The organism is Dyadobacter fanqingshengii (assembly GCF_023822005.2).
GTDB classification, from domain to species: Bacteria; Bacteroidota; Bacteroidia; order Cytophagales; family Spirosomataceae; genus Dyadobacter; species Dyadobacter fanqingshengii.
Genome location: NZ_CP098806.1, coordinates 5,535,768 through 5,556,457 on the forward strand (window position 1 = coordinate 5,535,768; position 20,690 = coordinate 5,556,457).

Consider the following 20,690-nt stretch of genomic DNA (forward strand, 5'->3'; position numbering starts at 1 on the left):
CATCTTCACCGAAAGTTACAAGCGATCAACAAAAGCGTTCCTGCCATTTTATGCTCAAGCCTTACGTTTCTGTCATTCTGCTCTCCATATTGGTTATCAGCCAAAGCGTCGCGCAAGGCACTCCGCCCGGCGGGATCAAGGGGATTATCAAAACTAAAAAAGGTGAACCGCTGCCTTTTGCGGCGATTGTTGTAAAAGGCACATCCATCAGCACGATTTCCAATGAAGAAGGCCGCTATCAGTTGGACTTGAAACCCGGCTATTATGAGGTCATTTTTCAGTATTTAGGTTTTAAAACGGGGCAAAAAGGGTTTACCGTTGAAAGCAAAATGGAAACCTTCGACCTGACTATGGAAGAACAGGCGCTCAATCTGGGCGAGGTCCGCATAGGAAGCCGTGACGAAGATCCTGCGTACACCATTATGCGTCGCGCCATTGCCAAAAGCCGCTATCATTTGCTTCAAGTGGATAGTTATGTGGCCAAAGCTTACTCCAAATCTTCAATTGTGATCACAGATCTTCCGTTGGAATTTTTGTATAAAAAAGAATTGAAGGAAATGGAGGGAGAAATGAACTTCAAAAAAGGCGTTCCTATGTTGAACGAAAGCGTTTCGGAAGTAACATTCAAGCAGCCAAACACTTATAAACAGAAAGTTATTGCCGCCAGGAACAGCCAGGACAAAGGTTTTGCCAGTCCTAATGCTTATTTACTGACCAGCTTTTACCAGCCGGAAGTCGTGAAAGCCGTTTCGCCATTGTCACCGCGTGCTTTTGCTTACTATAAGTTTGAATATCAGGGTGCTTTTCGTGAAAACGGCATTGAGGTAAACAAAATAAAGGTTACCCCGCGCTCTTACGGCGAAGGCGTTTATAAAGGAACGATCCACATCATTGAAGACGAATGGAGCATTTACAGTCTCGATTTGACGACGGTTAACACTGGTTTTACGATTGACATTAAACAGGTTTACAGTCCGGTCCAAGGGGTCTGGATGCCTGTTAATCAGCAATTTCATGTTCAGGGTGGGATTTATGGTTTAAGAGGAAAGGGCGATTTTGTGATTTCGCAATCGTTTTCAAATATTAAAATCAACCCGACATTCAAGCCGGACATTGTGGTTGTGGATGATAAAAAGCAAAAAGAGGAGGCGAAAAAAGTGAAGTTGACGAGCAGGGAAATCAAAACGCAGAAGCTGGAAGAGGTCGTTAGCAAGCAAAAGGAGTTTTCTGCAAAAAACCTGCGGAAAATGATGAAGGAATACGAAAAGCAGGACTTAAAGGCGAAGGAGGAAAAGGGAGAGGACATTGATCTCAACTTTACCAGAAATGATTCTACGGTCGTCGATTCGATGGCCAGCATGCGCAGCACGGCTTTCTGGGATTCCATTCGCACGGTTCCGCTGACGACTGCGGAAGTCAAAAGTTACACACGGCTGGACAGCATTGTGGTGATGAAACAAGGCACGGATGAGCAAAAAGACAGTTTGAAAGTGGCCAAATCGGACACGACTAAAAACAATAAAAAGGGTGGAGGACTAGGGTTTGTGGGCGATATTTTCACGGGTCATAGTTTTAGGTTGGGCAAGAAAAGTCCGTGGCGGCTGGACTATGTGACGCCGCTCCGGGGCGCTCAGGTCAACACCGTGGAAGGTTTGGTTTTGAATGGTGGCGGATTGAAACTGCGTTACAAAGGCAATGGGGCCAGGAAAACGCCCGACAGTTTGCAAATCGGGACGAATGGTATACAACGGTTTTCTGCTCCGCGGGCGCAATCCGAACTGTCCTTCAATGCGTTAACCCGTTATTCTTTCGCCAGGCAAAAGCTCATGGCGACGGGCGGGGTTGACTATGGCTGGAAACGGAATAAAATCAATGTCTCAGGCGGGCAAGCAATCTCGCAATTCAATAGTGAAAATCCCATGCTCCCATTGTTGAACTCAGTTACGACATTGTTCCTGGAGCAGAATTTTATCAAAATTTACGAAAAGAATTTCGTCCGGCTCGACTTCGCCACGGACCGTGAAAACGAACATTTTGAGCTGAAAGCCAACATTGAATACGCGGATCGCAGCCCGCTTAGCAATCTAAGGAACACCAATTCCTATCGCTGGATCGACTGGAAACGCAGGGAATTTACTTCAAACATTCCTTTTAATGCTGAGTTGACGGATGAGTCGGGCACCAAATCCGTCGAAATGAAAGAGCACCAGGCACTAACATTAGGGATCGCCGCATCTTATAAACCCTGGCAGAAATACCGCACGAGAAGCGGGAAGACATCATATTATGACGATGATTCGCCGAAATTATCGCTCAATTACCGCAAAGGGATCAACAATGTATTTGGCAGCGATGTGAAATATAACTTTTTCCAAATCGGCATTCAGCATGGATTCGAAACGGGAGTCAGAAGCAAATTGAGCTATAAACTGGCCGCCGGTCAATTCGTGGGAGATAGCGTTGCTTTTCCCGATTATCAACATTTCGCAGGCAACCGCTTTTTCTTTCAGCTAGGTGATCCGGTCAGCACATTCCGAATGCTCGATTACTATCGTTACAGCACTGCCAAACATTTCTTTGAAGCCCACGTCCTGAGCGAATTCCGCAAATTCCTGTTGACGCAAATCACCTGGTTCCGTATCCTCGGCATCAAAGAAAACTTCATGCTGCATTACCTGGCCACCCCAACCTCCAACAATTATACTGAACTAGGCTACGGCCTGGACGTAGGCATCCGCTTCCCATTCCGCGTGGAAGTTGTGAGTAATTTTGATGGGTTCAAGTATAAGACAACTGTGTTCAGGATCGGCACAACGATGAATTTTAATTTGGGACGGAATTAACTTCGCGGGCGTTTGTATCGACAGCGAATTGGAGTAGGCTTGTATCGATCAATTTCTCCAACCAATGGTTGGAGATTTATAGCACGCTAATAATAAGGCTTTAAACCAACGCCTCCCACAAGATCTCCGCAGGATGCATGGCGTGCCTGCCAGTTCCGTCGTGGATCTGGTGGCGGCAGCTTGTTCCGGGCGCGGCGATAATTACTTCTTCCGGTTGCTGGCGGACGGCAGGGAAGAGGACGAGTTCGCCGATTTGCATGGAAATGTCATAGTGTTCCTTTTCGTAACCAAATGACCCCGCCATGCCACAGCAGCCCGAAGGAATTAGCTGCACCGTATAATTTTCCGGAAGAGAGAGCATTTTTTTCGTTGGTATTACGCTGGAAACCGCCTTCTGCTGACAATGTCCGTGCAATTTGATCAGTCGCTTTTCCTTCGTAAACTGATCTTTTGATATGTGTTTCAACTCAATTTCCCTTGCTATGAACTCGTCAAACTGTAAGGCGTTTTGCGCTAGTTTTTTGGCTTCTTCAACGAGTTCGTCACTAACCAGGTCCGGATATTCGTCGCGGAAAGTCAGGATTGCAGATGGTTCGATGCCTACGAGCGGCGTATCGTAAGAAATCAGGTCTTTGAGCAGCTTAATGTTTTCCTCCGCAATCTTTTTGGCATCTTTTAATAAGCCTTTGGAAAGTTGTGGCCGGCCGGATGGGCCGTGTTTTGGAATAATTACCTCATAACCAAGCTTCTCCAATGCTAAAATGGACTTTTTCCCAATTTCAACATCATTATAATTTGTAAACTCGTCGCAAAAAAGATACACCTTACGACCCGTCGATTTGGTTGTTTTGCGTTGTTCATACCACTTTTTCAGTGTCGTGCTATGCAATAATGGCATTGTCCTTTCGGGATGGAAGCCTACAATTTGATTGGCGATTCTGCGCAGCGGCGCATTTTTGAAAACCAGGTTATAAGCCCAGGGAATGTAACTTGCTATGCCGGTCATTTTTGAGAAATTCCCCACCAACCAGGAACGCAGCGGAATGCCGTTGGCGTCTTGATATTGCTGCAAAAACTCCATTTTCAACTTAGCGACATCCACGTTGGAGGGACATTCGCCTTTGCAGCCTTTGCATGCCAGACACAGGTCATAAACTTCCTTAATCTCCTTATTATCAAAGCGGTTCTCCTTTGGTGAACGCGTTAACATTTCCCTGAGAATGTTGGCGCGCGCGCGGGTTGTGTCCTTTTCGTTGCGGGTTGCCATGAAGCTCGGACACATGGTGCCACCGCTCATTTGTGTTTTTCGGCAGTCGCCCGAACCGTTACATTGCTCGGCGTGCTGTAATATATCCTGGTCTTTAAAACGGAAGTAAGTTTTGAATTCAGGCGTCTGCTGATCCGCTTCGTAGCGTAAAAAAGTGTCCATAGGAGCCGTGTCCACAATTTTTCCGGGATTGAAAATATTGTTGGGGTCCCAAGCTCTTTTGATATCCTTAAAAAGCTGGTAATTATGCTCGCCAACCATTTTCGGGATAAATTCTCCCCTTAACCGGCCGTCGCCATGTTCCCCGGACAGTGAACCATCATATTTTTTTACCAGATCAGCTATTTCCTCCGCAATCATTCTAAACTGCCTGTGGCCTTCACTGGTTTTAAGGTTAATGATGGGCCTGAGGTGAATTTCGCCTGTTCCTGCGTGCGCGTAATGCACGGCAGACATGCCATGTTTTTTTAATATTTCATTGAAATCACGGATGTAGTCGGGCTGGTCGTAAACATCCACCGCCGTGTCCTCGATCACCGCAACGGCTTTTTCATCACCCGGAATGTTTCCCAGCAAGCCCAATCCGGCCTTTCTTAATGTCCAGATTTTTTTCGTGTCATCACCAAAGAGCAGTGGATAATGAAAACCAATCCCCGCTTCCTGTAATTCTCGGGTCATTTCGGCTGACAGCGCCTCGACTTCTTCTCTCGTTTCCCGTGAAAGATCCACAACCAATATGGCCGGAAATTTTCCATCAGGTTTATTTTTTACAAAAAATGCGTTTTTCTTCTGTTCAACATTCGTAGCGGCACATTCCAGCACATAATCGTCGATCAGCTCAACAGCATGTGGCTGATATTTTAAAGTCAGGATTGTAGCCCTTAATGCTTCATCAATGGTGTCGCAATGCACACAAACCAGTCCCTGCGTCTTTGGGGGCAACGGGACAAGGTTTAATTTTATTTCTGTCAAAAAACACAATGTTCCTTCTGATCCTGCGATCAGGCTGCACATATTAAATGGCTGTGCGGGTTCGTTCTGGCCTGTGTTGGGCGCATAAGGCTCGGTGTGGAGCAACATATCCAGCGCGTAACCGGTGTTCCTTCTGCCGATGCTCGGTTTCGGAAAATTTCTCCTTATCTCGGCCTGATTTTCAGCAGACTGCAGTATTTCGTTTGTTTTGAGATAGATCTTGTCCAGAAGCGTTGCACTTCCGTTCTTCTGCTGCGCATTGGACAGCAAAGTCTTGAAATCACTTCCCTTTATGTTTTTGAATTCAGCATCGGAGCCGTCTGCCAGAATTGCTTTCACCTCCATAGTATGCTCCCTGGCGCTGCCATACACAATGGAATTAGAGCCGCAGGAGTTATTTCCGACCATTCCACCAATCATCGCACGGTTAGCCGTTGACGTCTCCGGCCCGAAATAAAGTCCGAAAGGTTTCAAAGCCATATTAAGCTCATCGCGCACCACACCTGGCTGCACACGGACCCATTTTTCGGCCTGATTTATTTCCAGAATTTTAGTAAAATTCCGGGAAACGTCCACCACAATTCCGTTGCCCACAACCTGCCCCGCCAGCGATGTTCCAGCCGTTCTCGGGATAAGCGAAATGTGCTTTTCCGTGGCATATGCGATTAGTTTTTTGATGTCCGCTTCGGACTTGGGAATGGCGACCGCGAGTGGCATTTCCCGGTAAGCGGAAGCGTCAGTTGCATACAGGGTTCGCATCGTATTATCGAAATGCAGTTCCCCCTCGAGTTCTCTGGCAAGAAGACTTAAATCACTGTTAGTTACGGAAAGCGGCGCGGTCATGGTGTTGGATAAGCGGAAAATATCAGCCTCAAAGTTACGAACAACGATCAATGATTTCCAGCAAAATATTTTCAGATTCCTTTATAAGCGCGCTGCCGTAAAAATTAAACTTGAATTAAAAATGTCACCGATTGTCGCTGCTTTTGTACTTCTCAAATATGGGGTTTGCACTATAAACGGATAATGTAACTTTCTTGCTTAAAAATTGATTTTTTTAAGCAAATTTCAGAAAAACGATATTGTATTATCCGGCCTTTTTATATTATTTTGTATGACCGTCATTGAATAACTTTAACTTTTTCACAATAAAATTCAGAAAAAAGGCCAAAATAAGAGAGCTAGGCCAATTTTGAATCAAAATGTGCGGGAATGTTAAGATGATACACAAGGCGGTGACCAGATTTAACTTATTTACTTAACAGACCTATGATGAATTTATCCTTTCATGTGTTTCGTCGACATGATTTAAGCAATGCAAAAAACATTGTGACGAAAGAAAGATCTGCAGGACCAGGCACAGGGCTTTTCGCCATCCTAATGATCTTGATTGGCTTAACTACAAATGCTTTTGCGCAGGATGTGAATGTTTCCGGTAGGGTTACAGACGCTAAAACCGGTGGAATTCCGGGAGTTACCATTACAATTAAGGGAAGTACAAAAGGAACGAATACAGACGTAGAAGGAAATTATCAGATCGGCGTTCCGGGCAACTCAACATTGACTTTCAGCGCCATTGGATATGAGACGCAGGATGTGGCGGTTGGCAACAAATCAACTCTTAATGTTACACTTTCCGAAGATGTTAAAGCTTTGGAAGAAGTCGTTGTCGTAGGTTACGGAACGGTGAAGAAAAAGGATGCAACTGGTGCGGTTTCCGCTTTGGGATCGAAAGATTTCCAGAAAGGGATCGTGACTTCTCCTGAGCAATTGATGCAGGGACGCGTTGCGGGTGTGCAAATTACCCAGTCCAGCGGTGAGCCGGGTGGTGGAATTAACGTGCGTATACGGGGAACGTCGTCGGTATTGGGTGGTAACAACCCTTTGTTCGTGATCGACGGTGTGCCATTGAGTGGTGATAATACTTCGTCAGGTGGTGATAACCAGGGTGTTGGTCGTCAGCCGGCAAAAAACCCGCTTAACTTCCTTAACCCGGACGATATCGCGAGCATGGACATCCTTAAAGATGCTTCTGCAACAGCGATCTACGGTTCACGCGGTGCGAATGGTGTTGTTTTGATCACAACAAAAAGAGGAAAAGGAAAAGGTGCCCTTGATTATGGATATTCATTGGGTATCAGCAATATCACTAAAAAATACGACCTGTTGGACGCAGCTGGCTACAAAGCGGCAGGCGGACAGGATCAGGGGTCAGATACAGATTGGCAGGATTTGCTTTTCAGAACAGCCCTGACCCACCAGCACAATCTCTCTTACGGTGGCGGTGATGCATCAGGTAACTATCGTTTTTCTCTTGGTTATATGAACCAGGACGGTATCGTTCAGACATCGAATGTAAAACGTTACAGCGTTGGTTTCAGCGGAACAAAGAAATTTATCGGGGACAAACTGACAATCGGAAGTAACCTGAACTTTGCAAATACACAAGACACCGGTGTTCCTATTTCTGAAAACATTGGTTTTGAAGGTGATTTAATGGGTAGCATTCTTAAAGCAAACCCAACCCGTCCGGCTTACAGAGGCGACACATTGAACCAGTCCACTACTACTGAGCCTAACCCGCTGGCATTTGTTAATCTTTCAAAAGATAACAGCAACACGCTTCGTGCTTTGGGTAACATCAATGCGGAACTGGAAATTTTCAGCGGCTTGAAGTTCAAAACTGTTTTGGGTTTTGATAAATCAATGTCAACAAGAAAACAGGCTTATTCAAGAGATCTTGTTGTTGCGGGTATTGAAAAAATCGGTCGCGTTTATATTCGTGACGTAGAAAGCAACAACCAGTTGATGGAAAACTATTTCACTTATGATAAGGAAATCGGAAGTGTTACTTTAAATGCACTTTTGGGTTATTCTTATCAGAGTTTTGAAAGCGGTAGCAAAAACGTTGCAGCGGCGAATTTCCGTACGAATGACCTGGATCTCATGATCAATAACCTGGGTATCGCCGGAACTGTGGGTATTAAGGATGCAACAGCATTATCCAGTGTTGGTTCGGTTATCCAAAATTCAAGCTATGTGAAAGATGAGCTGCAATCATACTTCGGTCGTGTAAACCTGGGTTTTGGAAGCAAATACTTGTTCACTGGTACATTGCGCGTCGATGGTTCATCCAAATTCGGTGGAAACAACAAATATGGTTATTTCCCATCAGGAGCATTCAAATGGAAATTGGTAGAAGAGAATTTTATTCCTAAAACTGTATTCACTGATCTTTCTCTTAGAGTTGGTTTCGGGGTTACCGGTAACCAGGCAATTCCTCACAATGTATACGACAGACGCGACAGATACAGCGACTACGCAATCAACCAGGGCGGTGACGGCATCACAGGCGGTGGTTTGAACGCGGTTGCATTCAACAACCCGGATTTGAAATGGGAATCAACGGCTGCATTCAACTTGGGAATTGATTTCTCTATCCTGAAAGGCAGATTAAGTGGAACTGTTGATCTTTACAACAAAAGCACAAAAGATCTTCTTTTCAAAGTTGTGGCTGCCCAGCCTGCTCCGAATCCATTCGTTTATCGAAACCTGGATACAGATATTCAGAACCGCGGTATTGAATTGGCTTTGACGGGTGTTATTGTTGATGGCAAGAAATTCACGTGGGAAATGGTCTTGAATGGATCTTACAACAAAAACCTTGTGAAAAACCTGATCGGAACTTATGATACGGGTGAAATCAACGGTCAGGGTCTTTCAGGTGCATTTGCACAGCGTTTGGCAGAAGGACAGCCTTTGTTCGCTTACTTCCTGCGTGAGTTCGGCGGATTCGATGACAACGGAAATTCACTTTACCCAAATGGTGACTTCCAGCAATTCCTGGGTGGCAAAAGCCCGCTTCCAAAAGTTAACGCTGGTCTTACCAATAACTTAACATTCGGAGCGTTTGATATGAGCTTGTTCTTCAATGGTGTTTTTGGTCACTATCTATACTCAAACACTGCGAATGCATTCTTTACACAAGGCTCATTTGCAAACGGTCGTAACGTGACAAAAGATGTGATTGGTAACGGCGAAGGCGCATTAAACGCACCGGACGTATCAACCCGCTTCCTTGAAAAAGGTAACTTTATCAGACTTCAGAATTTGTCTCTGGGATATCGCGTTCCTATGAAAGCGAACAAAGTCCTGAGCAATGCAAGGGTTTTCGTTACAGGTCAAAATTTATTAACTTTTACAAAGTATAGCGGACAGGATCCAGAGGTTAGTACAAACAAATCGTTGAATGATATTCCTTCGTTTGGAATTGACTATACGGCTTACCCGAGAGCAAGGACGTGGACAGTGGGTGTTAATGTTTCATTCTAATTCAAATTCATAATAAAATGAAAACCAGTCAGATATATAAAATAATGGTTACCGGGGTTTACATGGCGACGCTGTCGGCCTGTACTGACCTTGTAAATGACGAGAAAGATTCAGTAGTAAACGAAGTTGCAGAGGGCGGTTTTGCTCCGGTCAATGTTGTGGAGTCACTAGCATCTGCTTATAAGGATTTATCAACTTATTCGGATCAGGCAGGGATTTATGCCCTGGGTGAGCATACCACAGCAGAAATGATCCCACCAACACGCGGTGTTGACTGGGGTGATAATGGTGTATGGCGTACATTGGATCAGCATACATGGGATGCTTCTCACTCTTACATTCTGAGTGCATGGAATGCATTGAACCAGAGAGCATACAAAGCGACAGAGATCATTGCATCCAATCCAACTGCTGTTCAGAAGGCGGAAGCGCAATTTTTGAGAGCATATAACATGTATTGGGTTATGGATTACTGGGGCGTAGTTCCCTTTCGTGAGGTAACTCAGGGTGTGAATGACCTGCCGAAGGTGTTGAACCGCTCGGAAGCATTTGATTATATCATTAAGGATCTGGAAGAAGCACTTCCTAATCTGCCTAAAAAAGGGCCATCTATTGCAAATGGAACGGCTTCTAAGGCAGCAGCTAACTTCCTTTTGGCTAAATTGTATCTGAACAAGGCAGTTTACAAAGGCGCAACGGCAGAGGGCCCTTACACATTCGATAAGGCTGATATGGACAAAGTAGCTACTTATGTGGATGCGATCACTGCGGATGGATACGCTTTGGAAAAGGATTATTTTTCTGCATTTTCTTCTGCTGCAAAAACGGAACCTATCTTCAATGTGCAGGAAGGAACGGCCCAAAACCGTTGGATGATGACTTTGCACTATGGCCAGAATCCATCGGGATGGAATGGCTTCGCGACACTTGCTGATTTCTATGACACTTTTGAAGCAAAAGATACTCGTATCGGAAAGCCAGCGAAGAAAGACGGAACCCAGTTCTCTGGTATCAGCTATGGTTTCCTGATTGGTCAGCAGTATGACGAAAAAGGCAAGGCTATTATTGACACGCGTACGCAAAAACCTTTGCAGTTCACTAAAGACGTTCCTTTGGCTGGTGCGGCTACTGATAAAGGAATCCGCGTGATCAAGTATCACCCGGCCAACGCAGGAAAATATCTTCTGATGCGTTACGCAGAGGCTTATCTGATGAAAGCGGAAGCAACATTAAGAGGCGGCAATGCTGCCGGCGCTCTGACGCAGGTCAATGCATTGAGAACATTGCGTGGCGCAACCGCTCTGGCATCATTGACAGAAGCCAATTTGTTTGACGAGATTGGACGCGAGTTGTACTGGGAAGGTTTCAAAAGAACGACAGAAATTCGTTTCGGCAAGTTTACAACAGGCACAGGAACATCTGTTAAAGAAGCTTACACGGTACTTTACCCGATTCCATCTGCTGCTTTGGTTTCCAATGCAAACCTTGAACAGAATCCGGGATACTAAGATTTGAAATTTATTTATTGTCAAAAATGCTCGATCACTCGGGCATTTTTGTTTTTTTATTGGTGTACAAAATGACTTACCAGTTAATGAATCGTTGGTTACTTGTATTTTTCACGTTCTTTGTTTTTAGTTGTAATTCAAAAGAATCGTCCGATCAGGCCGCTGATCAGCTTTTTAAATCATTGAAAGAAAATGAGGCGAAAATTGTGGTCACAATCGCCGGGAAGGAATTTTATCCGAAGGAGAGCGTTTTTTCAGGGCAGGCGCTGATCTCCGATAATATTATGAACCTGACGCTAACCGATCAGTTCGAAGGTAAATTGATCATTAATTTGGGAGGAGAAAAATGGTATGCTGCCAAGCCCATCAAGAAGACGATCGGGTCAGACGGACCCATTGAAACAAGCATTAAAATGGGCAAGATCATCGACAAGGAACAAATGATAGGGGAAGGTTACATGATGGCCGAGGGCGAGATAACCGCAACAGAATTTTCAAAAGATAAAATGGTGTTTCGGATCAAAGGGAAAGTCGGCAAATACAGCGATTTCCAGCAGCCAGATAAATATATACCCGCAGAAGGTTTCATCGTTTACAAAAAACCTTCTGTCAGTTTAGGGAACATCACCGAAAAAGAAGCATTCAGCTCCTCGAATTAAATGATAAAAAAATACATTGGCTCTGCTCATATCACAGCCATTTTTGCCTACCTCATGCTCTTGTCTTCTTGCAAGGATTCCAGCAAACCGGCCGGTTTGTTTGAGGAAATGGACGCCTCCGACACCGGGATTGATTTTGTAAATAAAGTGGAGGACAAGAAGGACATCAACATCTTCAATTACCGGAATTTCTACAATGGCGGCGGCGTCGCGATCGGTGACATTAATAATGACGGATTGCCGGACATTTACTTTACCGCCAATATGGGCGATAATAAGCTCTATTTAAACAAAGGCGATTTCAAATTCGAGGATATAACCAACAAAGCCGGCGTTGCGGAACCAACGAAATGGAGTACGGGCGTTGTGATGGTAGACATCAACGGCGATAATTTGCTGGACATCTACGTCTGCAATGCGGGTTACCAGAAATTTGTCAACAAACAAGGCAACTCTCTTTACATTAATAATGGCGACCAGACTTTTACAGAATCTGCCGCTCAATATGGCCTGAATGAAACAGGTTATACCACACATGCGGCATTTCTTGATTACGACCTGGACGGCGATCTCGATGCCTATATTCTCAACAACAGCTTCATTCCCGTAAATACACTGAACTACGCCAATGACCGCAATATGCGCGCGAAGGACTGGCCTGTGAAAGATTTTCTCAAAGGCGGCGGTGACAAATTGCTGCGGAATGATAATGGCAAATTCATAGATGTAAGCCAGGAAGCAGGCATATACGGCAGTTTGATCGGTTTCGGATTGGGTGTTACGGTGGGCGACATTAACGGTGACCAATATCCGGACATTTATATCTGCAACGACTTTTACGAAAAGGATTATTTATATATCAATCAAAAAGACGGCACATTCTCGGAGGAATTGGAAAAACGCGTAAAACACACCAGTCTGGCTTCCATGGGTGCGGATATGGCGGACATTAACAATGACGGTTATCCGGAATTATTTGTCACAGATATGCTGCCGCGCGATGAGTATCGCTATAAAACGACCACTTCTTTCGAAAACCATTATCTCTTTAATTTGAAGAAAGAGAAGGGTTTTCATAACCAATACATGCAGAATAGCCTGCAATTCAACAATCAGGACGGGACATTCAGTGAGATCGCAAATTATTCCGGGGTTGCGGCGAGCGATTGGAGCTGGGGCGCTTTGATGTTTGATGCGGATAATGATTCCAAAACAGACATTTACGTTTGCAACGGCATTTACCACGACATTCTGGATCAGGACTTTATCGACTTTTTCGCCAATGAGGTGACGCAGAAAATGGTTATGTCTGGTGAGAAGGAAAATATGCAGAACATTATCGACAAAATGCCTTCTAATCCTGTTCCCAATAATTTCTTCCATAATGAAGGCGACTTGCAGTTTAAAGAGCGCGCGGATGAGTTCGGATTGGGTGGAAAATCATTTTCAAATGGCGCAGCTTACGCAGATCTGGACAATGACGGTGACCTGGATCTGGTTGTAAATAATGTGAATCAAAACTGTTTTGTTTATAAAAATAAAAGCGAAGCGAAGCCAGAGAAAAACCATTATATCAAGCTGAAATTGGCAGGAGAAGGCAAAAACACTTACGCAATCGGTTCTAAAATTGAAGTTTTTGCGGGTAATCAGGTTTTCAGCAAACAAGTAAACCCGGCGCGCGGCTTTCAGTCCAGCACGGAATATCCGATCACGATTGGTCTGGGGAAAATAAACACCATTGATTCCATTCGCATTATCTGGCCCAACAGAAAAGTGACAAGCCACCCGAGGATCAATGCGGATACTACGCTGAATTTCAAGATCAATAACGCAGGAGCGGATTTTAAAAATCCTGTTCAGCAAAAGACGATGCTGTTAACGCAAATGGCTGATAATGGTTTCGATGCGCACCAGGAAGACAAATACGAGGATTTCTATCACGAGCGAAACATCCCCATGCTGCTGTCACAGGAAGGCCCGAAAGCTGCGATAGGCGATGTGAACGGTGATGGTAATGCGGACATTTACGTCTGCGGCGCGAAAGGTCAGGGTGGACAGTTGTATTTGCAAAAAGGCGCTTCGTTTGTGAAATCCACTCAAAAAGTTTTTACGGATCTCGCCGGTTTTGAAGACACAGCAGCCACATTCTTCGATGCAGACGGTGATGGCGATCTCGATTTGATTGTGGGAAGCGGAGGAAATGAGACGTTAGTAACCAGCCCTGATCTGCCAACAAGACTTTATTTGAATGATGGGAAAGGAAATTTTGCGATCAACACACGCGCATTGCCGCCTAATTCCATGAACACGGCTGTCATTGTTGCGCATGATTATGACAATGATGGCGACGCCGACCTGTTTGTAGGAAGCCGCAGCGTGCCGCGCGAATACGGTTCTAGTCCGCGGAGTTATTTGTATGAAAATGATGGCAAAGGTGTTTTCAAAGAAGTTGGAAAGACAATTGCGCCGGAACTGGCCAAACTAGGCATGATACGGGATGCTTCCTGGGCGGATGTGGATGGTGATAAGTCTAAAGAGCTGATTATCGCTGGTGATTGGATGGCGCCGGTCATCTTGAAATTCGGTGGCGGCAAGTTCCAGAAACTCCCCACCGGCCTTGAACAATTTGCCGGTTTCTGGGGATGCCTGAAAGTAGCGGATATGGACGGAGATGGCGATCAAGACGTTGTTTTTGGCAATATAGGTGAGAATTTTTCACTGAAAGCATCGGCTAATGCGCCGCTGAAAATCTGGATCAATGATTTCAACAAAAATGGGACCATTGAAAAAGTGGTAACCAAAACGGTCGACGAGCGTGATATGCCGATTTTATTGAAAAGAGAACTCACAACCCAGTTTCCGTTTTTGAAAAAAGAGAGTTTGAAACATTCCGAGTATGCCAACAAATCGGTTCAGGACCTTTTTCCAAAAGATTTGATGAAATCGGCGGTTGAAAAGTCGGTGAATTATCTTAAATCGGCGATAGCTGTGAATAATGGTAAGGGGCAATTTACATGGAAAGAGTTGCCGCATATGGCTCAGATCTCTTGTCTGAACGCCATTCAGAGTGAGGACGTGAATGCCGATGGCAAGCCGGACCTGATTGTTGGGGGTAATTTCACGCATTTTATTCCGCAGCTGGGAGCATTGGATGCCTGTCGCGGCAATGTGCTGATCAACAAAGGAAACATGCAGTTTGACGTGCTGCTAAGCACACAAAGCGGTTACGCCATCGACGGTGAAGTAAAACAGATCAGCCCGATCAACATTCAGGGTGCGCCTTACCTGATCAATCTGGTGAGTAATGCGAAGCCCGTTCTTTTTAAGATTAACAAGCCGCAACCGGCCAATTTGTAGTCCATGCTTTTTCAAAAAATATTTTCCAAAATTTTGCTCTTCATCTTATTCCTGGCTGGTTTTGCCTGCTCGAAGGAAAAAGATATTTCGGAGTATGATTTTGATCTCCTAACCGCTGATAAAACCGGAATTAACTTTGCGAACACGCTGAAACCCACCAAGGATTTCAACATTTTTTACTACATGTATTTTTACAATGGTGGCGGAGTAGGAGCAGGCGACCTGAACAATGACGGGCTCGTGGATCTGTGCTTTACGGGCAATCAGGAGGCTAACCGCATTTACCTCAACAAGTCGGGGATGAAGTTCGAGGATGTGACGAAAAAGGCGAATTTTAAAGGGGATAAGGGCTGGTCAAATGGTGTTTCCATTGTGGACATTAACCAGGACGGCATGCTGGACATTTACATTAGCCAGGTTGGGGATTTTGAGTCGATGAAGGGGCATAACCTGCTGTATGTTTGCCAGGAAATCAAAGACGGCGTGCCTGTTTACGCAGAAAGATCGAAAGAGTATGGCCTGGATTTGGTTGTTTTTGGCACGCAGGCTACGTTTTTCGACTATGATTTGGACGGCGATCTGGACATGTTCCAGCTCAATCATTCGGTTCACCAGAATGGAACATTTGGCAGAAGGGCGCTTTTTGAAAATGTGTACCATCCAATGGCGGGCGACAAGCTTTTCAGAAATGATAATGGAAAATACATTGAAGTGTCCAAAACAACCGGCATTCACAGCTCTGCGTTGGGTTATGGCCTCGGTTTAGGCGTAGGCGACATAAATTTCGACGGCTATCCGGACATGTACATTGGCAACGATTTTCACGAAAATGATTATTTGTATATCAATCAAAAAAACGGCGCATTTCTAGATATGACGGATTCGTCGCTCATGCATACGAGCCAGTTTTCTATGGGCGTGGACATTGGTGATCTCAACAATGATATTTTCCCTGAAATCGTCTCGCTGGATATGCTTCCGTCCGATTATGAAATCCTCAAAAAATCGGAAGGAGAGGACATGTACAGCATTTTTAAATACAAGATCAGACAGGGTTATAATTATCAGTTTGCGCGCAATAATCTGCAATACAACAATGGAAACGGCACTTTCAGTGAAATTGGGATGTATTCCGGCGTGCATTCCACGGATTGGTCGTGGGCCGCTTTGTTTTCAGATTTTGATAATGATGGTCTGAAAGATCTCTTCATTTCCAACGGGATTCCAAAGCGGATGAATGACACGGATTACATCAAATTTGTGTCTAATGACGTGGTTCAGGAGAAGATCAGAAATAAAAATTTTGATGAAAACGATCCGGGATTAGCGGATAAACTACCTGAAATTAAGCTGAATAACAAGTTTTTCGCCAACAACGGCGATCTGGCTTTCAAGGATATGGAAGGGCTCATCCGGAATGACCAGACTTCTTATTCCAATGGTTCTGTTTATGCGGATCTGGACAATGACGGTGATCTGGATATTGTGACGAATAACATCAATGAAAAAGCATTTATATACGAAAACCTGAATAGTAAGAAAGCTTCCAAAGGCGATTATGCACGGGTTTATCTCAAAGGTAAGGCTGGCAATGTAAATGCAATTGGCACCAAATGCCTGATTTTCAAGAAAGATAAAGTGCTGAGTTTTGAAAAATTTCCGGTTCGGGGATTTCAATCGAGCATGGAAGTTCCGTTAAACATTGGTTTGGGCAAAAAAGCAGATGTGGATTCAATGGTTGTAATCTGGCCGGATAACCGCTTCCAGGTTTTGAAACCCGCTGATTTGAAGGATTCGTTGTCATTGGAATATAAAAATGACCTGCCTGTTTTTAATTACCAGCAATTCAAAACAAGCCGCGAAACGAAAGACTATACTTTTGAGGACATAGCTGCACAACTCGGCGTTGACGTGAGGCACGAGGAAAATAATTTCGTCGAATTTGATCGTAACTCTCTCATTCCGTTTGAAGTAACTGCCGACGGTCCTGCCTTGGCGATTGCTGACATTAACCACGACGGACTGGAAGATATTTTCGTCGGCTCTTCCAAAAAGCATCGAAACCATGTGTTTCTTCAAACTAATACAGGCGTTTTTAAAGAATCGTTACAGCCTGCCTTGTTGAAGGACAGCACTTATGAGGAGATCAGCGCGGAGTGGGTGGATGTAAATCGAGACGGCCATCCAGACCTCGTTGTAGCAACGGGCGGCAATGAATATGTCAACAATTCGGAATTCCAGATGCCGCGTATTTATCTCAATGATGGCAAAGGGAATCTAAGTGTGAAGGCCGATGCTTTTACCAACATTTATGTGACCGCTTCGTGCGTCGTGCCGTTTGATTTCACGGGCGATGGCATTGTGGATCTCTTTATTGGCGGTCGTGCTGTGCCGCTCAATTATGGCGAGATCCCGAAGTCCTATCTGCTCAAAAACGATGGTTCCGGCAAGTTTACGGATGTGACAAGCCAGTATGCGAAAGAATTGTCGTCCATTGGTTATGTAAAAAATGCAAAGCTGGCCGACCTGGACAAAGACGGTGATCAGGACTTGCTGCTGGCGCTGGAATGGGACGGACTTGTTATGATGCAGAATAATGGCAAAAGCTTTTCCAGGAAAATGCTGACAGACAAAAAAGGCTGGTGGAGTTTTGTGATGCCTTATGATTTTGACGGCGATGGTGATCTGGATATTCTGGCAGGAAACCTTGGCTTGAATAGCAGATTAAAAGTCAATGCGGAACAGCCCGTGAAGATGTATATCAATGACTATGACGGTAATGGCCGCAAGGAACCGGTGCTGACCTATTATTTGAATGGAAAAGAAGCGCTTTTCCCGACGAAGCTGGAAATGGAAAAGCAAATGCCCGTTATCCGCAAGAAATACATTTTTGCAACCGAGTTTGCAAAAGCCGGCCTTGGTGATTTAGTGGGAGAGGACAAGCTGAAAGAAGCCCAGGTTTTATCCGCAGATTACTTCCAGAATGCCGTTTTGGTGAATGACGGAAAAGGTAATTTCAAAGTGAGACCATTGGGGTATAAAGCGCAATGGACACCTTTCTACGACGCACAGATCATTGATGCCAACGGCGATAAATTGCCGGATGTGCTGATCATGGGCAATTTTTATAACTGCAACATTCAAATGGGCCGCTATGACAGCGATTTTGGCACGATACTCATCAACCGTGGTAACTGTAATTTTACTCCTGAACCACTAAAAGGATTGCAGGTGAAAGGGCAGGTAAAGCATTTGAAAAACATTAAACTAAAAAGCGGTGACGCGATCGTGGCCGCTCGAAATGACGACAAGCTCGTCGTTATCAGAAGAAAAAAGTAACGCTTCAAAAAGTAAAGTTGTAGGCAACTGTCGCGATAGGCGTTGCGAAAATATTAAGCTGATAACTTTTAGTAACGGCGTTTTCTGTTTTGAAAAATACAGAATAAGCGTTTTTACGGGCATACAGATTGTAGATCGAGAATGTCCAGTGCCCTTGCCACCTCCGGTTTTTCATACTCGGATTGTAAATGTTCCAGGCGAAATCCAGCCGGTGATAATCAGGAATGCGTTTATTATTGCGCTTGTCGTAAAACGGATAGACATTATTCTGATAGTTGATAAAGCCAATCGGCTCGGAATAAGGCCTTCCCGTGCTGTAAGCGAAGGTGAAGCCAAATGAGTTGTGACTATCAACGGTAATGTCGAGTGACGCATTGAATGTATGCGGTTTGTCGTAATTGGCCGGATACCAGTCGCCCCTGTTGACCTTTTCGATTAAGGCAGCATCTTCATCGACAATGTTCAACGACCTCGCATATGTATAATTTGCCCAGCCTTTCACCTTCCCTTTTTTCTTTGAAAGCATCATTTCCAAGCCATAGGACTTGTTTTTGCCCTGAATCATCTGCGTTTCGGGATATTGCTGCAACAGGAAATCGGCTCCCGGTTTGTAATCGATGATATTTTTGGCATTGCGATAATAACCCTCCAATGTAACTTCATAAATGTTATCATTGAACGACTGATAAAAGCCCGCCGTAAAAAGGTGGCTGATCTGGGGTTTAATGTGTGTATCGCTCGTTTTCCAGCGCGAAGTCGGAATCGGCGTAGCCGTGTTTGAAACGACCTGGATATATTGCCGCATCAGGTTATAGCCAAATTTGAGCGAAATGCGATCATTCAGCGCATAACGCAGTCCCAGGCGCGGCTCCGGCCCGCCATATGCTTTTGAAACCTTGCCTTTTTGATAAACCGTTGAGTCAACAACTGAAAAATCGTCCCTCGGCTGATCTGGTAAGTAATTCCTGACCACTGCCGTGCCCGTTGCCATGAAGAACGAATAACGTAAACCCAGTGAAACAGCCAGTTTTTTAGAAAAATTGATCTCATCATCTGCATACCAGGCCACTTCATTGGCATGCTCGGTCGGTGTGGCAATGTAGTTAACGCTTCGGCTCAAACCCGGCTCCAAAGTCCCCGGCGCGATGATATATTGCGTGGCAATAAATCCGGTTTCAAACTTATGGTTGGATAGCTGATAATTAATGTTCGACTTGACCTGCCGTTGTTCAACCGCAGATTCCAGTTTCACCAAATTACCCGTTTCCTTTTCCTTGGTGCCAATATCCGGTGCATATTTCGCATAAATAGCCGTCGTTTGGAGGCTCACCTCGGGACTGATCACATGCAGCCAGCGCAGCATGCCGTTGGTCGTAATATGCTTATAATAAGTATCCGTTCCCACAACATTGGGCAGGTTGGTGAGCAGGTCTGTCCTGAAATAATCGTTGCTGTAATAGCCCATAAATGTGAGCGTATTTTTGTTGTTGATCTTCCAGAAAGACTTTGCAGAAAGCTCCCCGAACTTGGCGCTGATGTTGTTCAGTTGCTTGTCGAGTTTGGGAAGGATAAAGTCGTTGAATGCACCGCGACCGGCCACGTAAATGCCCAGTTTTCCCTTTATAACCGGCACATCCACCATTAATCTGTTCGAAACCAGGCTAATGCCGCCTTCCAGTTGTAGCTTTTCCAGATTGGGTTTTTTTGTTGAAATATCCAGAACAGAAGCAACCCGCCCGCCGAAACGTGCGGGCACATTGCCTTTGTACAGATCCAGGGTGTTGACCGTGTTCGGCGGAATGACCGAAAACAAACCAAACATATGCGTAGGATTGAAAATGGGGGTGTCGTCCAGCAAGATTAATGTCTGATCCGTGGTCCCGCCCCTGATATTAACGCCGTTAGAAGCTTCTCCGACGCTGGAAACGCCGGGCAGCATTTGCAGGCTCCGCAAAATATCGAGCTCTCCGAAGGCGGAAGGCAGTTTTTCAAGTGTCTTAATATTGATCTGCAATGAGCCCAGAATCGGCTGCCGGATGGTTTGGTCAAATCCTTTGCTGGTAATGATCACTTCTTCAAGCTGGCTCGAAGTCGTCGTCATTAACACATCAAAATGGATCTTAGGCGTGCCGCTTTTGATAAAAACTTTAAATGATTCATAACCCACATGCCGGATCACCAGCACGTGGTCATCATTAGGAAGGTTAATGGTGAAATTGCCTTTCGCATCCATCTCCACGGCTGACGCGCTTTTCCGGTAATCTATAACAATGGCAGCTCCGGGCAAAGGCGCAAGAGTAGCTGAATCACGCACCGTGCCCGTAATAATGAGGCCTTGTGCGAGCGCAGGAAAAACATTGACCAGTAAAAAAATAAGACAATAAAATTTTTTCATTCGTAGGCTTTATTTGCA

8 protein-coding genes are annotated in these 20,690 nt (G+C 44.9%); 6 read left to right on the forward strand and 2 right to left on the reverse strand.

Features of this window, described 5'->3' with window-relative positions:
• Positions 1–50: 50 nt before the first annotated feature.
• Positions 51–2,843, forward strand: coding sequence for a DUF5686 and carboxypeptidase regulatory-like domain-containing protein (locus NFI81_RS23200; protein WP_234615864.1), 2,793 nt, complete (start codon positions 51–53; stop codon positions 2,841–2,843).
• A 100-nt stretch (positions 2,844–2,943) separates the two neighbouring features.
• Here the strand turns inward: NFI81_RS23200 and NFI81_RS23205 are convergent, their stop codons facing one another.
• Positions 2,944–5,925 (reverse strand): FAD-binding and (Fe-S)-binding domain-containing protein, encoded by a 2,982-nt coding sequence (locus NFI81_RS23205; protein WP_234615865.1) that lies wholly within the window; start codon positions 5,923–5,925, stop codon positions 2,944–2,946.
• A 426-nt stretch (positions 5,926–6,351) separates the two neighbouring features.
• On the opposite strand from NFI81_RS23205, the gene NFI81_RS23210 reads away from it, so the two are divergent.
• From NFI81_RS23210 to NFI81_RS23230, 5 genes are all read left to right on the forward strand, one after another.
• Entirely contained in the window at positions 6,352–9,414 is a 3,063-nt protein-coding gene (locus tag NFI81_RS23210) for a SusC/RagA family TonB-linked outer membrane protein (protein WP_234615866.1), read from the forward strand.
• Between the two features lie 17 nt (positions 9,415–9,431).
• Entirely contained in the window at positions 9,432–10,922 is a 1,491-nt protein-coding gene (locus NFI81_RS23215) for a RagB/SusD family nutrient uptake outer membrane protein (RefSeq protein WP_234615867.1), read from the forward strand.
• Positions 10,923–11,008: 86 nt separating this feature from the next.
• Positions 11,009–11,581: a hypothetical protein gene (locus NFI81_RS23220; protein WP_234615868.1), complete on the forward strand. Its 573-nt coding sequence runs from the start codon at positions 11,009–11,011 to the stop codon at positions 11,579–11,581.
• 54 nt (positions 11,582–11,635) lie between these two features.
• Complete coding sequence (locus NFI81_RS23225; protein WP_445438743.1) at positions 11,636–14,938, forward strand: VCBS repeat-containing protein; 3,303 nt, start codon at positions 11,636–11,638, stop codon at positions 14,936–14,938.
• 3 nt (positions 14,939–14,941) lie between these two features.
• The gene (locus NFI81_RS23230; RefSeq protein ID WP_234615870.1) at positions 14,942–18,277 is read left to right on the forward strand and encodes a VCBS repeat-containing protein; all 3,336 of its coding nucleotides are present in this window, start codon (positions 14,942–14,944) and stop codon (positions 18,275–18,277) included.
• 4 nt (positions 18,278–18,281) lie between these two features.
• Here NFI81_RS23230 and NFI81_RS23235 read toward each other — a convergent pair whose 3' ends face one another.
• On the reverse strand, positions 18,282–20,672 hold the full coding sequence (locus tag NFI81_RS23235) for a TonB-dependent receptor (RefSeq protein ID WP_234615871.1): 2,391 nt from the start codon (positions 20,670–20,672) through the stop codon (positions 18,282–18,284).
• Between the last annotated feature and the right edge of the window lie 18 nt (positions 20,673–20,690).

What these genes read in the sequence shown, in the direction of transcription:
- NFI81_RS23200 (WP_234615864.1), top strand. Translation starts at nt 51, where the DNA reads ATGCTCAAGCCTTACGTTTCTGTCATTCTGCTCTCCATATTGGTTATC.
- NFI81_RS23205 (WP_234615865.1), bottom strand. Translation starts at nt 5,925, where the DNA reads ATGACCGCGCCGCTTTCCGTAACTAACAGTGATTTAAGTCTTCTTGCC.
- NFI81_RS23210 (WP_234615866.1), top strand. Translation starts at nt 6,352, where the DNA reads ATGATGAATTTATCCTTTCATGTGTTTCGTCGACATGATTTAAGCAAT.
- NFI81_RS23215 (WP_234615867.1), top strand. Translation starts at nt 9,432, where the DNA reads ATGAAAACCAGTCAGATATATAAAATAATGGTTACCGGGGTTTACATG.
- NFI81_RS23220 (WP_234615868.1), top strand. Translation starts at nt 11,009, where the DNA reads ATGAATCGTTGGTTACTTGTATTTTTCACGTTCTTTGTTTTTAGTTGT.
- NFI81_RS23225 (WP_445438743.1), top strand. Translation starts at nt 11,636, where the DNA reads ATGCTCTTGTCTTCTTGCAAGGATTCCAGCAAACCGGCCGGTTTGTTT.
- NFI81_RS23230 (WP_234615870.1), top strand. Translation starts at nt 14,942, where the DNA reads ATGCTTTTTCAAAAAATATTTTCCAAAATTTTGCTCTTCATCTTATTC.
- NFI81_RS23235 (WP_234615871.1), bottom strand. Translation starts at nt 20,672, where the DNA reads ATGAAAAAATTTTATTGTCTTATTTTTTTACTGGTCAATGTTTTTCCT.